The organism is Paenarthrobacter sp. NPDC089307 (assembly GCF_040685055.1).
Classification (GTDB): Bacteria; Actinomycetota; Actinomycetes; order Actinomycetales; family Micrococcaceae; genus Arthrobacter.
Window position 1 is genome coordinate 90699 of sequence record NZ_JBFBHE010000002.1, and the last position, 17933, is coordinate 108631.

A 17933-nucleotide genomic window follows, 5' to 3' on the forward strand; every position below is an offset into this window, starting at 1 on the left:
TGTGCTGCTATTCGGACTTGGCGGGGGCGGCGTCGGAGACAATATCGATCCGCCACCCCGTCAGCTTGGCTGCGAGCCGAGCGTTCTGGCCCTCTTTGCCGATGGCAAGCGACAGCTGGTAGTCCGGCACCACTACGCGGGCCGAGCGGGTGGCCTCGTCCGTGATTGTGACCGAATTCACTCGCGACGGTGACAGCGAATTGGCGATGAAGGTTGCCGGATCATCGCTGAAGTCCACGATGTCGATCTTTTCGTCGTTCAGCTCAGTCATCACAGCGCGGACGCGGGAACCCATTTCACCAATGCAGGCACCCTTGGCATTGACGCCGGGGATGTTCGCCTTCACTGCAATCTTGGTCCGGTGGCCGGCTTCGCGGGCCAGTGCGACGATCTCCACGGAACGGTCCGCGATCTCCGGAACTTCCATTTCGAAGAGCTTGCGAACCAGGCCGGGGTGCGACCTCGAAAGCGTGATGGACGGACCCTTGGCCCCGCGGTGGACGTCCACCACGAAAGCACGCAGGCGGCTTCCGTGCAGGTACTTCTCGCCGGGAACCTGCTCGGGCGGCGGAAGCAGGGCTTCTACGGCTCCGAGGTTGACCTGGATCATGTGCGGGTTGTTGCCCTGCTGGATCATTCCGGCCACAAGTTCGCCTTCGCGGCCCTTGAACTCGCCCAGCACGTTGTCGTCCTCCACGTCACGCAGACGCTGGAGGATGATCTGGCGTGCGGTGCTTGCCGCGATCCGGCCGAAACCGGCCGGGGTGTCTTCGAATTCGCCGATTGCCTCGCCGTCGTCGTCGATCTCGGTGGCCCAGATGGTCACGTGTCCGCTCTTGCGGTCCAGTTCGGCGCGGGCCTTTTCAAAGGCGCCGGGCGTCTTGTGGTAAGCCACCAACAGCGCTTGCTCGATGGTGGGAATCAGGAGATCCAGCGGGATTTCACGCTCACGCTCCAGGAGTCTCAGTGCGCTCATGTCAATATCCATTAGGCCTCCTCGGAAGGTCCGTTGTGCTCGTCTTCCAGCGCAGCCTCATGGAGGTGGCTGAATTCAATTTCGACTTTTCCTTGGCGGATCCTGTCGAAAGGAATAGTGATGGGGTCGCCCTGCTTGGGCTTCATGCCCTTCTTGACTTCGTGCTCGGGGATGAGCGTGACGTCGTTGTCGCCGACTGAAGAAATGCGGCCCAGAAGGTTGTCGCCCTGGATGACATTGACCCGGACCATGCGGCCGCGGGCCCGGTGCCAGTGGCGGGGTTCGGTCAGCGGACGGCCAACGCCCGGGGAGGAAACCTCGAGGTCGTATGGGCGGCCGTCGTCGTGGGGGTCGTTATCCAGAATATCCGACAATCCCCGCGAGACATCAGCGATGGCGTCCAGGCTGACGCCGCCGGTCTCCTCCTGCGGAAGGTCCACGACGACGTGGACCGTGCGGTGCGAACCTGCAACGTGGATTGAAACATCCTCGAGGTAAAGCCTGCTGGCAAGGACAGCCGGTTCGAGCAGCGCCTTGAGCCTGCTCTCTTCCGGGTTGTGGATGGTGGCCGTTGAGTTCGAATCAGAACGGTCTGTTGAAGTCGTGGCTTCCGAGTCACTCACGTTGCCCGCCGCCTCCCGATAGATGTTGTTGTGACTACTAGCCTAACGATTATCCCGGGAACATGGTGCACGGAGTTACCCGCCCACGTGACACCATGGTGTGTTGTGAACGGGCAAACAAGCGAAAAACGTCGGACACCGGCCTGGGGCCGGGTTCTGCTGGTCGTCGTAGTAGCCCTCCTTGTAGCGGGCACTGGAATGGTGCTGATTCCCCGCGATTCCGGGACTCCCCCGGCTGTTTCCTTCTCCGAAACCGCTCGCGTAGATGCTTCCAACGATGCCGCCACGTTGATCGAATCGGCTCAAGCCTTGTCCGCCGCTGAGGGTCCGGACGCCAAAAACGCCGGGCTCGACGTTCTTGTGACATTGCTGACAACCCACGCGCGGGCGTTGATGGCCCCCGAAACGACGACAGGAGGCCCCTCCACCACCGCTGCAACGGGCACCGCACCCGCTGCGCCGGCAACCCGGGCTTCCTTGGTGGAGCAGTTGTCCGCAAGCGCGTCGAAACGCCTGGCCGCTGCGCGCGAAGCCGACGGCGGAATTGCCCGCCTGCTTGCCGCCGTCGGGACATCCCAGCTGCTGCACGCCGAAAGGCTCGCCGCAGCGTGGCAGCTACCCGTGCGCGCGCCCGTGCCAGCGACCGGGAAACAGTCACCTGACAACAAGGCGCCCGCCGCAACCACAGTTCCGGCAGCCACAGTTCCGGCAACCACAGTTCCGGCAGCCACACCAACGGCTGCACCTTGTCCCTCCGTCAGCCCCACACCGGCCCCTTCCTCAGCCACTACTGACTCGGCACTCGCTGCGGCCGTCCACGCACAGCAGGAGGCGGTGTATGCCTACCAAGTGGCCCTGAAGAGGCTGGCCGACAGTGCAGCCACCGCCGCCACCAAGGACCTGCAGGTCCACATGCTCCTGCTGCGGCAGGCCGAGGCACTGACCCGTGCCAACTGCGGCGATGTGCCCGCCACAACGGCGGGCTACCAGCTTCCGCAGCTGTTCACCCAGGATCCTGCCGCCGCCTTGGGCGCCTTGGAAGCGTCGTCTCTGCCGGTATATGGGGACCTTGTGGCGTTGTCCACGGGCGAAACCCGGGACTGGGCCGTGGACGGCCTCATGGCCGCGGCCCGCAGGAGCATTGCCCGGGGTGCTGCCCTTCCGGCCCTGCCCGGACTCAAGCTCGACGCCGGGGAGCTGCCTTCGCTGCCGACGTCCGGTCCCGCTCCTGCCCCGGCCGCGTCGTCGAACGCTGGATAGGCGAGCCTAGCCATGCTGGCCAAGGCCGCGATGGGGTGCTTGGCTGGGAACATGGCTTCAACAGAAACTGCCACCATGCATGGGAATGAGCCGCACCGGGACGATCTCGCCCACCGGCTGAACTGGCTCAGGGCCGGAGTGCTGGGCGCCAATGACGGAATTGTGTCGGTAGCTGCGATTGTGGTGGGCGTAGCGGGGGCAACCACCAACACCGGCAGCATCCTGGCTGCCGGAACAGCAGGCCTGGTGGGCGGAGCGATCTCCATGGCCTTGGGAGAGTATGTTTCGGTCAGCAGCCAGAGCGATACCCAGAAAGCGTTGATTGAAAAAGAGCGCCGCGAACTCGCCGAGCAACCCGAGGACGAGCTCAATGAGCTCGCCGCAATCTACGAATCCAAGGGCCTGAGCCCCAAGACGGCCAGGACGGTAGCAGAAGAACTGACCGAGCACGATGCTTTGGCGGCCCACCTGTCGGCGGAACTGAACATTCATGAGGACGACATCGTGAGCCCTTGGAACGCCGCCTTGGCCTCCGCCGTGGCGTTCACGCTCGGGGCAGTGCTCCCGATGCTCGCGATTCTTCTTCCTCCACCGGAAATGCGCGTACCCCTGACGTTCGTTGCGGTGCTTCTCGCCTTGGCCATTACAGGAGCCATCGGGGCCTGGATTGGTGGGGCTTCCCGCTTCCGTGCCGCCGTCCGGGTGGTGCTTGGCGGAGCCCTGGCCCTGGCTGCCACATTCTCGATCGGAACGCTCTTGGGCGCCAGCGGCGTTTTCTAGGGGCCTCGCCTTTCCGCGGAGTTAGGCTGTTCGCGTGACCCTTCACGCGATGATTCCCATTCCGGGCGACCTTCACGCCCGCTATAACCGCGACTCCGCGGGCAGGGACTGGTTGGCCAGCCTCCCGGGTCTCATCTCCGGGGCCCTGGAGCGCTGGCAGCTCTCCGTGGACCTGGCACCTGGCGCCGAGCCTTGGAATGGCCACGGCGCCTTGGTGGTACCCGTGCTGATGGAGGGAATGTCCGCTGCTCTGAAGATTGCCTTCCCCCACGACGAAGCTGTGGTGGAGCGGCATGCCTTGGCGCTGTGGGAGGGCCGCGGCGCAGTCCGGCTCCTGGCCTCGGATGCAGGCAGTTGCTCCATGGTGTTGGAACGCCTGGACGCCTCGCGCTGGCTTCAGGACGCGCCGATGCACCGGGCCATCGAGACATGGGGCGGCATTGTCAGGGAGCTCTCGATACAGCCCGGGGAAGGTCACGAGTGTCGGGTATTCGACCATATTGCCGCGACCGCGGAGCGCTGGAGCGACGAGCTGCCTGCAGAATGGGAGCGGCTCGACCGCCCCTTCCCGAGGTGGCTGCTGGAGGCAGCCCTTGAGGTATGCCAGACGCGCGGAGCTGTGGGTCGCCGGTCAAGCAAGGACGTTCTGGTCCACACGGATCTGCACTTCATGAACATCCTGGCCACGCGCGAGGACCAGCAAGGGCGCGGAAGCTACCTCGCCATCGATCCACAACCACAGATCGGCGAGGCCGAGTTCGCCGTGGCCCCGATTCTTTGGAACCGCCTGGGTGACCTGTCGCGGACAGACCCCGAAGCCGCGTTGCGCGAGCGGTGCGTGGACTTCAGCCTGGCCGCTGGCCTCGACCCCGGGATTGCGCAGCAGTGGAGCATAGCCCGGGAAGTGGAGAACGCTTTGTGGTACGCGGCAAAGCCAGGGCATGCCGGCGACCTCGCACGCTCCCTATGGGTCGCGAGCACCATGGCCGGACGTACGCTGGAGAACCTCCCGCGGGCCCACGAACTCCCGGATCCGGGCGCGGTAATCAGCTGGGGACGGGAACCTTAAGCGAAGTTCTCGTTCCAGACATCCACACCCAGTTTGACGATCAGCGCCGCCACCACGATGAGGAAGACCAGCCGCACGAACTTGCTTCCCCTCGCCACTGCCGTCCTGGCGCCCAGATAGCCTCCAGCCATGTTCGCAAGCCCCAGGACCAGGCCCACTCCCCACAGCAGGGAACCGTGCGGAAGGAAGAAGATCAGCGCTCCGGCGTTGGTGGCCATGTTGACGATCTTCGCCTTGGCACTGGCTTCAAGGAACGCGTAACCCATGGCCGAAACCAGCGCGATGACGAGGAACGAACCCGTGCCTGGACCGATCAGGCCGTCGTAAAAGCCGATGACGCCACCGATCAAGCAGGCAACGACGTAATGTTTGTGGCCGTCGTGGCGCAATGCCGTCAGCTCACCCGCACTGGGACGCAACGCCGTAAAAATCGCGACGGCGATCAACGCCAGCACGATGATGGGCTTAAAAACACTCGCCGGCAATGATGCAGCAAGGATGGCGCCGCCAAAGCTGCCCGCCAACGCAATCACAGCCATCGGAATTGCTGTCTTGAGGTCGGGCCCCACCCGCCGGTAGTACGTGACAGCGCTGGTGGTTGTCCCGAAAATGGACCCCATTTTGTTGGTCGCCAACGCCTGGACCGGGGTGATGCCCGGTACCAGCAGGAGGGCGGGGAGCTGGATCAGTCCCCCGCCCCCAACCACTGCGTCAATCCATCCGGCAGCGAACCCAGCCACCACAATCAGGATGAGTGTGGTGAGCTGGATCGATTCGAAGCCGGAGATCACCGGGAACGTACGGCGTTGACCACGTAATCCACGGCCTTGTCCACGGCAACATTCTCGGCGTCGCCGCTGCGACGGTCCTTGATTTCCACCACGCCGTCAGCGAGGCCACGCCCGACGGCCAGGATGGTGGGCACGCCGACGAGTTCCGCGTCGCCGAACTTGACGCCGGGCGAGACCTTCGGGCGGTCATCGAAGATGACATCCAGCCCGGCGGCCTCCAGCTCGGCGGAAAGCCTCTCGGCAGTTTCGAAAATCTCATCGCCACGGCCGACGGCCACGACGTGGACATCCGCCGGGGCAACCGAGCGTGGCCACACGATGCCGCGCTCGTCATGGTTGGCTTCGGCAAGGGCTGCCACTGCGCGCGTTACGCCCACCCCATAGGAGCCCATGGTCACGACGACCTGCTTGCCGTTCTGGTCCAGGACCTTGAGGTCAAGGGCTTCGGCGTACTTCCGCCCGAGCTGGAAAATGTGTCCCATTTCGATGCCGCGTGCGGTCTCGAGGGGGCCCGAGCCGTCCGGGGCGGGATCGCCTTCACGGACTTCGGTGCTCTCGATGACGCCGTCCCAGGTGAAGTCGCGGCCGGCCACCAGGCCAAAGACGTGCTTGCCCTCGGAGTTGGCGCCCGTGACCCAGCTGGTGCCGGAGACAACGCGGGGGTCGACCAGGAACAGCACCTTGGAGGAGCCTTCAAGTCCCAATACGGGCTGGTTCAGCGACAACCCGGGGCCGATGTAGCCCTTGACCAGCCACGGCAACTTCTTGAGGTCTTCCTCGTTGGCGGCCTCGAGCCCGATCTCACCTGCGATGGGCAAGTGGGATCCGATGTTGGCTTCCACGCGCTTGAGGTCCACTGCCCGGTCCCCCGGCACGCCGATGACCACGATCTGGCGCTCGCCGGTGGGCAGCGTCACGGCGAGGACGACGTTCTTGAGCGTGTCGGCGGCAGTCCAGGCGCCGCCGTCGGCCTCGCTGCGGGGAGCCAGCTGGTTCGCTGCGTTCACCAGTGTTTCGATGGTGGGGGTGTTCGGGGTGTCCAGGACCTCCGCCGCAGGGGCGTTGCTGAAGTCGATCTCAGCCGGGACGACGGTGGTGACGGCCTCGACGTTGGCGTAGTAACCGCCTGCGGAGCGGACGAACGTGTCCTCGCCGATCTCCGTGGGGAACAGGAATTCCTCGCTCTTGGAGCCACCCATGGCACCGGCCGTGGCGGCAACAGGGATCACTTCGAGGCCGAGGCGTTCGAAGATCTTCAGGTACGCGGCACGGTGGGCGGCGTAGCTGGCGTCCAAGCCGGCGTCGTCGACGTCGAACGAGTAGGAATCCTTCATGATGAATTCGCGACCGCGGAGGAGGCCCGCGCGGGGACGGGCTTCATCGCGGTATTTGTTCTGGATCTGGTAGAGGCTCAACGGCAGGTCTTTGTAGGACGAGTACAGGTCCTTGACCAGGAGGGTGAACATTTCCTCGTGGGTGGGGGCCAACAGATAGTCGGCACCCTTGCGGTCCTGGAGGCGGAAGAGGCCTTCGCCGTACTCGGTCCAACGGTTGGTGGCCTCATAGGGTTCGCGCGGAAGCAACGCCGGGAAATGGACTTCCTGGGCCCCGATGGCGGACATTTCCTGGCGGATGATGTCCTCAACCTTGCGCAGCACACTCAGGCCCAGCGGGAGCCAGGTGTAGATACCTGGGGCTGCACGGCGGATGTAGCCGGCGCGGACCAGGAGCTTGTGGCTGGCGACCTCGGCGTCGACGGGATCTTCACGCAGGGTGCGCAGGAATAACTGGGAAAGGCGAAGGACCACGGGTACGTATCCGTTTCTTTGGCAGATGTGGCAGAACAACTGCGTACTAATCTACCGGCTGACGGCGCTGCGCCTTGAATGGGCGTCCTGTGCCACCTTGCCCCGTACACGGAAGAGCCACGCCTTCGCGAACGGAAGCCCCTGGCCGCTGCGGGCTGGTCATCCTGCGATGGCGTGGCTCAACGGCCGGCCGGCCGCAGGCTTTATCCGTGGACTACTTCGTCTTGCCCTCCAGCGCGACGAGTACGCCTGCGACTGCGAAGAACTTATTGCTGCCGAGCTCGCGGATGGTGTCGATACCCAGGGAGTCCTTCAAGGCCTTTGCCGTGGCATCCGTAACCCCTGCCAACGCGGCCGGTGATGCATCCAGAATTTCCTTCAGGGTCTTGTCCTCGTACGCCTTGTCAAGTGCCTTGGAAAGATCAACGCCAACTGCCATTGTCACGATTCCCCTCAATGATCACCCGCGCCCCAACGACACGGTTAGGGATGAACCTATGTGATTGCAGACACGTTTTCAAGGGCCATTTATGCCTTCGTTGGACAAAGAAGGCCTTGACCAGCGACCGGGGCGGTTCTAGGTTTAATTCATCACTTGGTGAATTACTGGATCTTCGTGAGGCCAACATGTCGCACATCGCCCGCCATGCCGCTCCCCCCGCCGCCGCTGCCATAGTTGCAACGGGGCTTCACGTTGCCTTGGGTCGGACCAAGGTGCTCCGTGGTCTGGATTTCACGGTGGAACCCGGCCGCATCGCCGGACTGCTGGGGCCTTCGGGAAGCGGCAAAACAACACTCATGCGCGCCATAGTGGGAGTCCAGCGGATCACCCAGGGATCCGTGACTGTCCTTGGACTGCCGGCCGGCAGCGCGGCGCTGAGGCACGACGTCGGGTACGTCACCCAAGGTGCCAGCGTGTATGGAGACCTCAGCGTCGAGGCCAACGTCCGCTACTTCGGCGCCATGCACGGCGCGACGGCGGCGGACGCTGCCGAGGCGATTGCCGCCGTCGGACTCCAGGACTTTTCGCGGCAGAAAGCAGCTGACCTCTCCGGCGGCCAGTTCAGCCGGGTGTCCCTGGCCTGCGCGCTGGTGTCCCACCCGAAATTGCTCGTATTGGACGAGCCCACTGTGGGTTTGGACCCCGTGCTTCGGGCCGAACTGTGGGAAAGGTTTGCTGCGATGGCGGCGGCTGGAACAACCCTGCTGGTCTCCAGCCACGTCATGGAGGAAGCATCCCATTGCTCCACCCTGTTGCTGCTGCGGGACGGCTTGCTGCTCGCCCAGCTCACGCCCGCCGAGCTGGCCGAACGCGGACGCAGCGACGACCTCGAACGGGCCTTCCTGACCATTATCAAAGCCGCTGACCGCGGCGAACAGGAAAGCCAGGTGGCATCATGAACCTGAGAATGACGCTGGCCACCACCACCCGCGTCCTGGGACAACTGCGGCACGATCACCGAAGCGTGGCACTGATCCTCGTGGTGCCTGCCCTGCTCCTGACGGCCGTCTACTTCCTCTACGAGAACGAAAGCCTCCCGCCCGGAGTACCGCGGACGTTCGACCGCGTGGGACTGATGATGCTGGCTATCTTTCCTTTCGTGGTGATGTTCCTGGTGACCTCCATTACGATGCTCCGGGAGCGCACGTCCGGGACACTGGAACGGTTGCTCACCACGCCCATCCACAAGGCCGACCTGTTGTTTGGCTACGCGCTGGCGTTCTCCATCATGGCTGCCCTGCAATCCCTGGTTGCCACGGCGGTGGCCTACTGGATCTTCAATCTGGACATCAAAGGAAGCCCGGGTTTGGTGGTCCTGGTCGCCGTGATCAATGCCGTCCTGGGTGTCGCCTTGGGCTTGCTGTGTTCGGCTTTTGCCCGGACCGAGTTCCAAGCCGTCCAGTTCATGCCCGTGGTGGTGGTCCCTCAAATCCTGCTGTGCGGACTTTTCGTGGCGCGGGAGCACATGAACCAAGTGCTGGACGGTATCTCGGGCGTCCTTCCCCTGACATTCTCAGTGGATGCCTTGAAGGAAATTGCGACTAACACCGAGGCGACGCCGGCGATGTGGCAGGACACATTGGTAATGGGCGCGATAGTGGTAGGCGTCCTGGTCCTGGCCTCGCTGACCCTGAGGCGACAGACACGATGAGCCTTCCGCTGCGGCGCGGCCGACGCAGCCCCGGCGACCACTCCAGGGATGCCATCGTGGCTGCGGCGCGGGTACTCTTCGCCGAACAGGGCTTCGACGGGACCAGCCTGCGGCAGGTGGCGCGGGAAGCGTCAGTGGATCCGGCCATGGTGCACCACTTCTTCAAGGGCAAAGACGAGTTGTTCACAGCAAGCGTCGAGCTGCCGGCCGATCCCGACGCGGTCCTGGCCGGCGTCGAAAACGTGGACCCAGCCGTGAGGGCGGAAGTCATCGTCCGGGCGGTCATGGAGCTCTGGGAAGGCCCTGCGCAGCACTCCTTGGTGGCTTTCGCCCGCGGCACCATTGGCTCGAAGGCCAAGACGGCACTCCTGCGGGAAATGGTCAACAGGGCTGTCCTGCCGCGGATCATGGCCGGCTTGCCGGGGTCTGCCGAGGAAGTGCGCATGCGCGGCGGCCTGGTGGCAACACAAGTGGTGGGACTCATGCTGGTGCGGTACGTGATCCGGGTACAGCCCCTCGCGTCCGCCGACCGGGAGGACGTGGTGCGCTCGGTGGCACCGAACATCCAGCGCTACCTGACAGGGGACCTGGACTCCCCCAACTAGGGCCCGCAAACGGGCTGTACGGCCCTGGCCATTAGCCGTTTAGCTAACTTGCCTGGGCAGTACACCTAGAACAGGACCGTGGCGAACGTGCCTACCTGTTCGAAACCCACGCGCTCGTACGTGGCACGGGCCTTGGTGTTGTAGTCGTTGACGTACAGGCTCGTCACCGGCGCGAACGTCCTGGAAAGATTGACGACGGCGGCCATGTAGCCGGCGCTCTGGCCGCGGCCTCGCAGCTCCGGGTTCATCCACACACCCTGCACCTGGGTTACGTCCTGGGTAACGGCACCGAGCTCGGCCTTGAAGACCACCGTGCCTTCGGGATCGATGTGGACCAGGGAATGGCCTTGCCGGATAAGCCCGGCTACCCTCTTGCTGTAGAACTCCTGGCCGCCCAGGAAGGGCGAGTAGCCCACCTCTTCTTCAAACATGGCGGCGCACGCGGGAAGAATGCGGTCGAAATCCGCCATGGAGCCAAAGGTCAGGGCGGGATTGGCGCTGATGACCGGTCCTCCCGAAATGGAAAGAAGCGGCTGATCTGCGCGGACCTCGTGGGCGACGTGGCCCAGTTGCTCGAAGCGGGAGTAGAGCGCCAGCACTGTCTCGGCCGGGCCGAAGATGGAAGCGTACCGGCGTCCGGCCTGGTGGGCGGCATTGGCCACGTATCCGGCGAGCCCGGGTTCCAGCTGGACAGGAACCAGGTTGGCTCCGGCCCAGCAGGCACCCAACAGGGTGTCGCCGTCGAAAACGCCGAATACGCTGGCCCCGCCGCTGGTAGGCGCCGCTGTTCCTGTGCTTTCCAGATGGGCAAGGATGAAGACGTTGGCTACGACGTCCTCGTTTGCAAGCGCGCGAAGAGCCAGGGTGTCGGCACCGCCGAGCACCCTGACCCCCAGGCCGTTCTCGTTACGAGACGCTAACCACGGGGCTACCCTTGACAGCATCTTCGCCATCGGCCTCCCCCATCTCTTCAGCGATACGCATGGCCTCTTGGATCAGTGTCTCAACAATTTCGCTCTCCGGCACAGTCTTAATGACTTCGCCCTTCACGAAAATCTGGCCTTTGCCGTTTCCGGAGGCCACACCAAGGTCCGCTTCACGTGCTTCGCCCGGTCCGTTGACCACACAACCCATCACCGCAACGCGCAGCGGGATCTCCATGCCCTCCAGGCCGGCCGTGACCTGCTCCGCGAGAGTGTACACATCCACCTGGGCCCGGCCGCAGGACGGGCAGGAGACGATCTCAAGCTTGCGGGGACGGAGATTGAGGGACTGCAGGATCTGGTTCCCCACCTTGATCTCCTCCACCGGCGGTGCGGAGAGGGAAACCCTGATGGTGTCGCCGATACCCCGGGAAAGCAGCGCGCCGAAGGCTGTAGCCGACTTGATGGTGCCCTGGAAGGCAGGTCCGGCTTCCGTCACGCCCAGGTGCAGGGGCCAGTCGCCCTTCTCAGCCAACATCTCGTAGGCGGCCACCATGATGACGGGGTCGTTGTGCTTGACGGAGATCTTGAAGTCGTGGAAGCCGTGCTCTTCGAACAGCGAGGCCTCCCAAACAGCAGACTCAACCAGCGCCTCCGGAGTGGCCTTGCCGTACTTCTTCAGGATGCCGGGTTCCAGGGAGCCGGCGTTCACACCAATGCGGATGGACGTTCCGTGGTCACGGGCGGCAGCCGCGATTTCCTTGACCTGGTCATCGAACTTGCGGATGTTGCCGGGGTTCACGCGAACTGCTGCACAGCCTGCTTCGATGGCCGCGAATACGTACTTGGGCTGGAAGTGGATGTCGGCGATCACGGGGATCTGGGACTTCCGGGCGATGATGGGCAGGGCCTCGGCATCATCGGCCGATGGGCAGGCAACGCGCACAATGTCGCAGCCGGACGCCGTGAGCTCGGCAATCTGCTGGAGGGTGGCGTTGATGTCCGTTGTAGGGGTAGTGGTCATGGACTGAACACTGATGGGTGAGTCAGAGCCAACGCCAACGGATCCGACCTTGATTTGGCGCGTCTTGCGGCGTGGGGCAAGGACGGGGGGTGGGGCTGCTGGCATTCCCAGGCTGACCGAGGTCACGTGGACTCCTTGGGTTGGGGTGGATCGTTGTGGTGGAGACGCCGGGGCTAGGAAGCGTGGGCTGCCAGGACGCCGATGATGGGGGACCATTCGGTGGTGCGGATACCGGCGATGACCCCGGCCTCGGCGAATGGGTCCTGCTTGAGGAGGTTATTGAGTTCGGCTTCTTCCGCGGCCTTGAAGATCAGCAAAGCGCCGGCGCCGTCACCGTACGGGCCACTGGCAAGCAACGTGTTGTCCTCGGCCAATTCAGCGAGCCAGGCACGGTGTGCTGGGCGGGCTTCGTCGCGGAGGGCGTCGGAATCGGCGACGTATACATACTCAACAGCGAAAACAGTCATGGAGCTAGCCTATCCCCCTGCCCTGCCGGAAATGTCCACGGCTCCTGCCCGAAACGTCCACAGCTTAACCGGATACCCAGGGGTCAGCCGAAGATGTTCACGGGCTTGACGATGTCCGCGTAAATCAGGAGGACACTCATGCCCAGCAGCAGCGCGGCAACCACATAAGTCACCGGCAGCAGTTTCGCGATGTCGAAGGCGCCGGGATCCGGCTTGCCACGCAACGCGGCCACCCGGCGTCGTGCTCCTTCGTACAAGGCACCGGCCACATGGCCGCCGTCGAGCGGCAAAAGCGGTATGAGGTTGAAGATGGCCAAGGCGAAGTTGAGCCCGGCCAGCAGTCCGATCAAGGTGCCGATCCGCGCTTCGAGCGGCACCTGCTCCATGGCTGCCACCTCACCGGCAACCCGGCCGACACCCACCACGCTGATGGGGCCGTTGGGGTCCCGGGGCTCCTCGCTGAAGGCGGCCTTGGCCACCCCCACCACCCTGGCGGGCAGGTTGAAGATCACACCGGAAATCTGCTTGATGTTCTCGCCCGCCATGGGAAGAACCGCCGACGCCGGCTGGGGTACCAGGGCGCTTTGGGCGCCGACACCGAGGAAGCCGACCTCCTGGTACTTGAGCACGCCGTTGGCGTCCTGTTCCTGCCGGCCATCGGAGCCCACTACGGGACGCGAGGAGAGCACGGGTGTCACGGTGGTCTCAACAGAGGAGCCGTTGCGTTGCACCGTGATGGGCACTTCCTTGCCCGCGGAGGAACGGATCCAGCCGGTCAGCTCATCCCAGTTGGTGACGGGCTTGCCGTCAAAGGACGTGATGGTGTCGTTGGGCTGGAGCCCTGCCGCTGCGGCGGGTGTGAGCTTGCAGTCCGCCGAATCGGGGTCCACGGTTTGCCCGGCAGCAACCTGGCATTTGGAAACGTCCGAAATGGTGGTGGTCGCTTTGGCGACGCCGAAGCCCATGAGCAGCACAGCCAGGAGAACCAAGCCAATGACCATGTTCATGGCCGGCCCACCGAGCATGATGATGATTTTCTTCCAGACGGGAAGTTTGTAGAACACCCGTCCTTCGTCTCCGGGTCCCACTTCTTCATGGGCCACCGACCGCGCCTCGGAGGCAAGGGTCTGGAACATTCCGGTGCTAGAAGGGCGGACTCCGCCGTCTTCCTTGTTGGGCGGGTACATGCCGATCATGGAGACGTAGCCACCCAGTGGCAAGGCCTTGAAGCCATACTCCGTCTCGCCCTTCTTTTTGGACCAGAGCGTGGGCCCGAAACCGATCATGTACTTGGTGACGCGCACCTTGAAGAGTTTCGCCGGCACCAGGTGGCCTACCTCGTGCAGCGCAATGGAGACAGCTACGCCGATCGCGACGAAGACGACTCCAAGAATGAAGAGAAGGACGGGACTCATGCCGGTGGGACTGCTTCCGTAAACGTTCTGGTCTATTTGTGGCTATTAGGGCTGGAGGGTGCTGCGTGAAGCTAAACGATCGTGGGTTCGGGCTCGTGCCCACTTCTCAGCATCCAGTACCGAGTCCACTGTTAGCTCGGAGGAGCCTGAATGTTCGCTGAGGACGGATTCGACCGTATCTACGATGTCCGTGAAGCGGATACGGCCTGAGTGGAAGGCTTCAACTGCTTCCTCGTTGGCCGCGTTGAACACCGCCGGGAAGGTGCTTCCCTGCTTGGCTGCGTCCTTGGCGAGGTCGACGGCGGGAAAGGCCACACTGTCCAGCGGTTCGAAAGTCCAGCTTGTGGCTTGCGTCCAATCACACGCCCGGGCAGCACGGGGGACCCTGTCCGGCCAACCCAGTCCAAGGGCGATGGGAAGCCTCATGTCCGGCGGTGAGGCTTGGGCGATGATGGATCCGTCCACGAACTGGACCATTGAGTGGACGACGGATTGGGGGTGGACCACTACCTCGATCCGGTCCAGGGGAACGTCGAACAGCAAGTGTGCTTCGATAACTTCCAGGCCCTTGTTGACCAGGCTGGCAGAGTTGGTGGTGACCATGAGCCCCATATCCCAGGTGGGGTGGGCCAGCGCCTCCTTCGGCGTAACATGATGCAGTTCTTCACGGGAACGCCCACGGAAGGGGCCTCCCGAAGCCGTCAGGATCAGCTTCTCCACTTCCTGATCGGTCCCGGACCGGAGGCACTGGGCGATCGCGGAGTGTTCGGAGTCCACGGGAACGATTTGGCCGGGGCGGGCCGCCGCCTTGACCAGGGCACCGCCAACGATCAGTGATTCTTTGTTGGCCAGGGCCAGCGTGGCGCCGGTTCCCAGTGCAGCAAGCGTGGGCGCCAATCCGATGGAACCGGTGATTCCGTTCAGCACCACATCGCATTCGATGGCAGCGATCTCCGTGGAGGCATCGGGACCGGCAAAGATTTCCGGGCTGAAGTTCTTCACGCCGGCTGCTGCAGCCGAAGCGTCGATGAGGTGTCGCAGGGCCGCTGGGTCGCCCTGCGCGATGCCTACGGCCCGGGCCCTGGTGTGGACTGCCTGCTGCGCGATGAGCTCCAGGTTTCCGCCACCGGCACTCAGTGCCACCACCTCGAAGCGGTGCGGGGCGGCGTCGACGACCTCGATCGCCTGCGTGCCGATGGAACCAGTGGACCCGAGGATGACGATCTTGCGCGGCTGCATTGCTTAAGTATCCCAGCCAGTGCGCAAGGCGGTGAACACCCTGCCGCACACATCAGCGCGGGCGTACCGTGGAACTGTGGAATGGCTGTCCTGGTTCGACGCGCGGGACTACGAGTTCGCGCGGCAGGTTCTACAGCGCGGCACGGCCGCGCTGTACCTGATTGCCTTTCTCTCCACGCTGAACCAGTTTCCTGCCCTTTTGGGCGAGCGCGGACTGCTTCCGGTGCCGGCATTCCTCGATTTAGCCCGGCGACTTGCCCGGCCAACGCTTTTCAGGTGGCGCTACTCCGATGCCCTACTGAAGGCTGTGTGCTTGGTGGGCATCATTCTGGCCGCTCTTGTGGTGGCCGGCCTGCCCCAAGCCGGTCCTCCGTGGCTGCCGATGCTGGCCTTCCTGGCGATGTGGTTCCTCTACATGTCGATCGTCAATGTTGGCCAGACGTTTTATGGGTTCGGTTGGGAGATCCTCCTCCTCGAGGCGGGGTTCACGGTGGCTTTCCTTGGCTCGGACCAGACACCTCCGCCTGCCACCATCCTCATCCTGACCGTGTGGTTGCTCTTCCGGCTCGAGTTCGGCGCGGGCATGATCAAAATCCGTGGCGGCCGTGAGTGGCGGGATATGACGGCAATGTTCTACCACCACGAGACCCAGCCCATGCCCGGCCCCCTGAGCCGGCAGGCGCACCTGCTCCCCCGCCCTCTTCACAAGATCGAGGTGCTGGGCAATCACTTCGCGCAGCTGGTGGTGCCCTTCTTCCTCTTCGCACCGCAGCCCCTTGCCAGCGTCGCCGCCGGCATTATCATCCTCACGCAGCTATGGCTGGTGGGCTCGGGTAACTTCGCATGGCTGAACTGGGCAGCAATAATCCTGGCCTTCGCCGCCGTGAGCGACCCCGTGGCACACGCTGTCTTTCCGTTCATCCCGCTTCAGTGGCACCCGGGCGGCGATACCCCGGCGTGGTGGTTCGCCGTCGTCGTCCTGGTAACTGTGCTGTTGCTGGTGCTGAGCTACCGACCCTTGGTGAACCTGTTCTCCCGGCACCAGCTCATGAATGCCAGCTTCAACCGCTGGCGGCTGGTCAATGCCTATGGCGCGTTCGGGACGGTCACCAAGCAGAGGATCGAAATCGTTGTCGAGGGGACGCTGGACGAGGATCCGGATGCGCCGGACGCCCGCTGGCTGGAGTACGGCTTCAAGGGCAAGCCGGGTGAGGTTCATCGGCTGCCCAGGCAGTGGGCGCCGTATCATCTGCGGCTGGATTGGCTGATGTGGTTCCTGCCGCTTCGGACTGTCCACGAGGACTGGTTCTACACGTTCCTGGACAAACTTCTTGAGGCCGACAAGCCAACGCTTGGACTGCTTCGCCAGGACCCGTTCGACGGCGCCCGCCCCCGTTGGGTGCGTGCCCGCAGCTACCTTTACCGTTTCGCCAGCCGGGCGGAGTTCCGCGAAACGGGCGAACGGTGGGTGCGGGTGCTGCTGTACGAAGCCGTACCGCCACTAGGCCTCCGGCCCGGACGGCGCCACTTAGCCTAGCGGCTTCCTCCAGGCTTGGCCTGGGCCCGGGGAGGGGCCGTGGATTCGCGTACCACCAAGTGCGTGGCCAGTTCGACCCGGCGCGAGTCGATTTCCTCGCCGCTCTTCTGGCGGAGGATGAAGCTCAGTGCTGAACGCCCCATGTCCTGCAGGGGCTGCGAAACCGAGGTCAGGGGCGGGAGTGACTCTTCAGCCTGCGAGGTGCCGTCGAATCCCACCAGGCTCATGTCCTCCGGGATCCGGACGTTCTGACGCCGGGCTTCGGCAAGGACCCCGAGGGCGATGCTGTCGCTGGCGGCGAAAACCGCGGTGGGTGGGTCATCCAGCGCCAAGAGAGATTTCATGGCCGCAACGCCATTGGCCGAACGGAACGGCCCGGCTGAAACATACTCCTCTACTACCGGAACACCCGCTGCCATCAGTGCGGCCATATAGCCATGCAACCGGGCCTGGCTGCACTCCGCTGCTGCCGGGCCGCCGATGTAGGCGATTCGGCGGTGGCCAAGGTCAAGCAGGTGCGTGGCGGCGGCTTTGCCCCCGGCCCAGTTGCTTGCCCCGACGCTGAAAACGTCACCGGGCGGCGGGTTTAGTGGATCCACCACGACGACGGGAATCCGGCGGCGCTGGAATGCTTCCAGTTGCCCGGATCCAAAAGCGGAGGTCACGACGATCATGCCGTTGCGGCCCTCCTCAAGCATGCGCTGCGCCCGCTCTTCCGGACCCAGGGGCGAGGCTGCCTGCCTGCTGGTGACCGAAAGGATGACTTCCATGTCCGAGGCCGCTGCCTGTTCCATGATTCCGTTGAGCACCTCAACGGAGTAGGCGGAGTTCAGGGAGTCAAAGACCACCTCCACAGCCTGCTGCGCAGGAGGGCTCTTGCGCTGCAGGGGAGATCGGTAGCCGGTCCTTTGCAGGGCGGCGAGAACGCGGTTCCGGGTCTCCTCGGCTACGTCCTGCCGACCGTTGACCACCTTGGACACCGTTGGCGCCGAAACGCCTACCTCCTTGGCGACTGCGGCCAAGGTCAACTTGGGCGGGCGTACTTCTCGAACCATGGTCCCCAACTTTCGAAATATTTCGACTGATTTTCAGTATGCGTGACACTCCGGACGAAATCAATTGCTAAATATTCGCAGCATTGGAGCTCTTGACGGAGTGTGACGCAGGCTTTAGTTTAGACCGTGACCTAAATCATGGCGCCGAAAGATTTCGACAACTTTCGGAGCCAGGCACTCTTTCCGGCAGTAAGCACCGAGGCTTGCT

18 protein-coding genes are annotated in these 17933 nt (G+C 63.8%); 7 read left to right on the forward strand and 11 right to left on the reverse strand.

Translation table 11 applies throughout. The features are described from left to right. Positions 1-7 precede the first annotated feature (7 nt). Both nusA and rimP read right to left on the reverse strand, forming a co-directional pair. Complete coding sequence (gene nusA / locus AB0N72_RS04390) at positions 8-988, reverse strand: transcription termination factor NusA (protein ID WP_363934502.1); 981 nt, start codon at positions 986-988, stop codon at positions 8-10. Continuing rightward, entirely contained in the window at positions 988-1599 is a 612-nt protein-coding gene (gene rimP, locus AB0N72_RS04395; RefSeq protein ID WP_363934501.1) for a ribosome maturation factor RimP, read from the reverse strand. The genes nusA and rimP overlap by 1 nt, the downstream gene beginning before the upstream one ends. A gap of 105 nt (positions 1600-1704) precedes the next feature. On the opposite strand from rimP, the gene AB0N72_RS04400 reads away from it, so the two are divergent. The 3 genes from AB0N72_RS04400 to AB0N72_RS04410 are packed head-to-tail and all read left to right on the forward strand — an operon-like array spanning position 1705 to position 4708. Further along, the gene (locus AB0N72_RS04400; protein ID WP_363934499.1) at positions 1705-2859 is read left to right on the forward strand and encodes a DUF4439 domain-containing protein; all 1155 of its coding nucleotides are present in this window, start codon (positions 1705-1707) and stop codon (positions 2857-2859) included. 51 nt (positions 2860-2910) lie between these two features. Further along, positions 2911-3639 carry a VIT family protein gene (locus tag AB0N72_RS04405; protein WP_363934497.1) on the forward strand — a complete coding sequence of 243 codons (729 nt, stop codon included), beginning with the start codon at positions 2911-2913 and terminating at the stop codon, positions 3637-3639. Positions 3640-3673: 34 nt separating this feature from the next. Continuing rightward, entirely contained in the window at positions 3674-4708 is a 1035-nt protein-coding gene (locus tag AB0N72_RS04410; protein WP_363934496.1) for an aminoglycoside phosphotransferase family protein, read from the forward strand. Here AB0N72_RS04410 and AB0N72_RS04415 read toward each other — a convergent pair. The 3 genes from AB0N72_RS04415 to AB0N72_RS04425 all read right to left on the reverse strand — a co-directional run bounded on the left by AB0N72_RS04415 (position 4705) and on the right by AB0N72_RS04425 (position 7752). Then, a complete protein-coding gene (locus AB0N72_RS04415) occupies positions 4705-5499 on the reverse strand; it encodes a TSUP family transporter (RefSeq protein ID WP_363934494.1) in 795 nt (264 codons plus the stop codon). The two genes, AB0N72_RS04410 and AB0N72_RS04415, sit on opposite strands and share 4 nt — an antisense overlap. Next, positions 5496-7307, reverse strand: coding sequence for a proline--tRNA ligase (locus AB0N72_RS04420; RefSeq protein WP_363934492.1), 1812 nt, complete (start codon positions 7305-7307; stop codon positions 5496-5498). The genes AB0N72_RS04415 and AB0N72_RS04420 overlap by 4 nt, the downstream gene beginning before the upstream one ends. A gap of 214 nt (positions 7308-7521) precedes the next feature. Next, complete coding sequence (locus AB0N72_RS04425; protein ID WP_200888235.1) at positions 7522-7752, reverse strand: hypothetical protein; 231 nt, start codon at positions 7750-7752, stop codon at positions 7522-7524. A 182-nt stretch (positions 7753-7934) separates the two neighbouring features. Between AB0N72_RS04425 and AB0N72_RS04430 the strand changes: the two genes are divergently transcribed. Genes AB0N72_RS04430 through AB0N72_RS04440 form a run of 3 tightly spaced genes read left to right on the forward strand, consistent with a single transcriptional unit; the run spans position 7935 to position 10065 of the window. Further along, entirely contained in the window at positions 7935-8708 is a 774-nt protein-coding gene (locus tag AB0N72_RS04430; protein ID WP_363934491.1) for an ABC transporter ATP-binding protein, read from the forward strand. Positions 8709-8716: 8 nt separating this feature from the next. Further along, positions 8717-9460 (forward strand): ABC transporter permease, encoded by a 744-nt coding sequence (locus tag AB0N72_RS04435; RefSeq protein WP_363934637.1) that lies wholly within the window; start codon positions 8717-8719, stop codon positions 9458-9460. After that, positions 9457-10065: a TetR family transcriptional regulator gene (locus tag AB0N72_RS04440; protein WP_363934489.1), complete on the forward strand. Its 609-nt coding sequence runs from the start codon at positions 9457-9459 to the stop codon at positions 10063-10065. Before AB0N72_RS04435 ends, AB0N72_RS04440 begins: the two co-directional genes overlap by 4 nt. A 65-nt stretch (positions 10066-10130) precedes the next feature. On the opposite strand, the gene AB0N72_RS04445 is transcribed toward AB0N72_RS04440, so the two are convergent. From AB0N72_RS04445 to dxr, 5 genes are all read right to left on the reverse strand, one after another. Next, the gene (locus AB0N72_RS04445; RefSeq protein WP_363934636.1) at positions 10131-11009 is read right to left on the reverse strand and encodes a GNAT family N-acetyltransferase; all 879 of its coding nucleotides are present in this window, start codon (positions 11007-11009) and stop codon (positions 10131-10133) included. Beyond that, complete coding sequence (ispG, locus tag AB0N72_RS04450; protein WP_363934487.1) at positions 10972-12138, reverse strand: flavodoxin-dependent (E)-4-hydroxy-3-methylbut-2-enyl-diphosphate synthase; 1167 nt, start codon at positions 12136-12138, stop codon at positions 10972-10974. The genes AB0N72_RS04445 and ispG overlap by 38 nt, the downstream gene beginning before the upstream one ends. A gap of 47 nt (positions 12139-12185) precedes the next feature. Continuing rightward, on the reverse strand, positions 12186-12479 hold the full coding sequence (locus AB0N72_RS04455; RefSeq protein ID WP_363934486.1) for a YciI family protein: 294 nt from the start codon (positions 12477-12479) through the stop codon (positions 12186-12188). A gap of 83 nt (positions 12480-12562) precedes the next feature. After that, a complete protein-coding gene (locus AB0N72_RS04460; RefSeq protein WP_363934484.1) occupies positions 12563-13894 on the reverse strand; it encodes a site-2 protease family protein in 1332 nt (443 codons plus the stop codon). Between the two features lie 45 nt (positions 13895-13939). Continuing rightward, on the reverse strand, positions 13940-15133 hold the full coding sequence (gene dxr / locus AB0N72_RS04465; RefSeq protein ID WP_363934482.1) for a 1-deoxy-D-xylulose-5-phosphate reductoisomerase: 1194 nt from the start codon (positions 15131-15133) through the stop codon (positions 13940-13942). 76 nt (positions 15134-15209) lie between these two features. On the opposite strand from dxr, the gene AB0N72_RS04470 reads away from it, so the two are divergent. Further along, positions 15210-16670 carry a lipase maturation factor family protein gene (locus tag AB0N72_RS04470; RefSeq protein ID WP_363934481.1) on the forward strand — a complete coding sequence of 487 codons (1461 nt, stop codon included), beginning with the start codon at positions 15210-15212 and terminating at the stop codon, positions 16668-16670. Here the strand turns inward: AB0N72_RS04470 and AB0N72_RS04475 are convergent. Next, entirely contained in the window at positions 16667-17725 is a 1059-nt protein-coding gene (locus AB0N72_RS04475; RefSeq protein ID WP_363934479.1) for a substrate-binding domain-containing protein, read from the reverse strand. The two genes, AB0N72_RS04470 and AB0N72_RS04475, sit on opposite strands and share 4 nt — an antisense overlap. Positions 17726-17933: the final 208 nt, after the last annotated feature.

Coding starts and splice junctions, on each gene's coding strand:
- AB0N72_RS04440 (WP_363934489.1), top strand. CDS start 9,457: ATGAGCCTTCCGCTGCGGCGCGGCCGACGCAGCCCCGGCGACCACTCC.
- AB0N72_RS04430 (WP_363934491.1), top strand. CDS start 7,935: ATGTCGCACATCGCCCGCCATGCCGCTCCCCCCGCCGCCGCTGCCATA.
- nusA (WP_363934502.1), bottom strand. CDS start 988: ATGGATATTGACATGAGCGCACTGAGACTCCTGGAGCGTGAGCGTGAA.
- AB0N72_RS04405 (WP_363934497.1), top strand. CDS start 2,911: ATGGCTTCAACAGAAACTGCCACCATGCATGGGAATGAGCCGCACCGG.
- dxr (WP_363934482.1), bottom strand. CDS start 15,133: ATGCAGCCGCGCAAGATCGTCATCCTCGGGTCCACTGGTTCCATCGGC.
- AB0N72_RS04455 (WP_363934486.1), bottom strand. CDS start 12,479: ATGACTGTTTTCGCTGTTGAGTATGTATACGTCGCCGATTCCGACGCC.
- AB0N72_RS04475 (WP_363934479.1), bottom strand. CDS start 17,725: ATGGTTCGAGAAGTACGCCCGCCCAAGTTGACCTTGGCCGCAGTCGCC.
- AB0N72_RS04435 (WP_363934637.1), top strand. CDS start 8,717: ATGACGCTGGCCACCACCACCCGCGTCCTGGGACAACTGCGGCACGAT.
- AB0N72_RS04445 (WP_363934636.1), bottom strand. CDS start 11,009: ATGCTGTCAAGGGTAGCCCCGTGGTTAGCGTCTCGTAACGAGAACGGC.
- AB0N72_RS04460 (WP_363934484.1), bottom strand. CDS start 13,894: ATGAGTCCCGTCCTTCTCTTCATTCTTGGAGTCGTCTTCGTCGCGATC.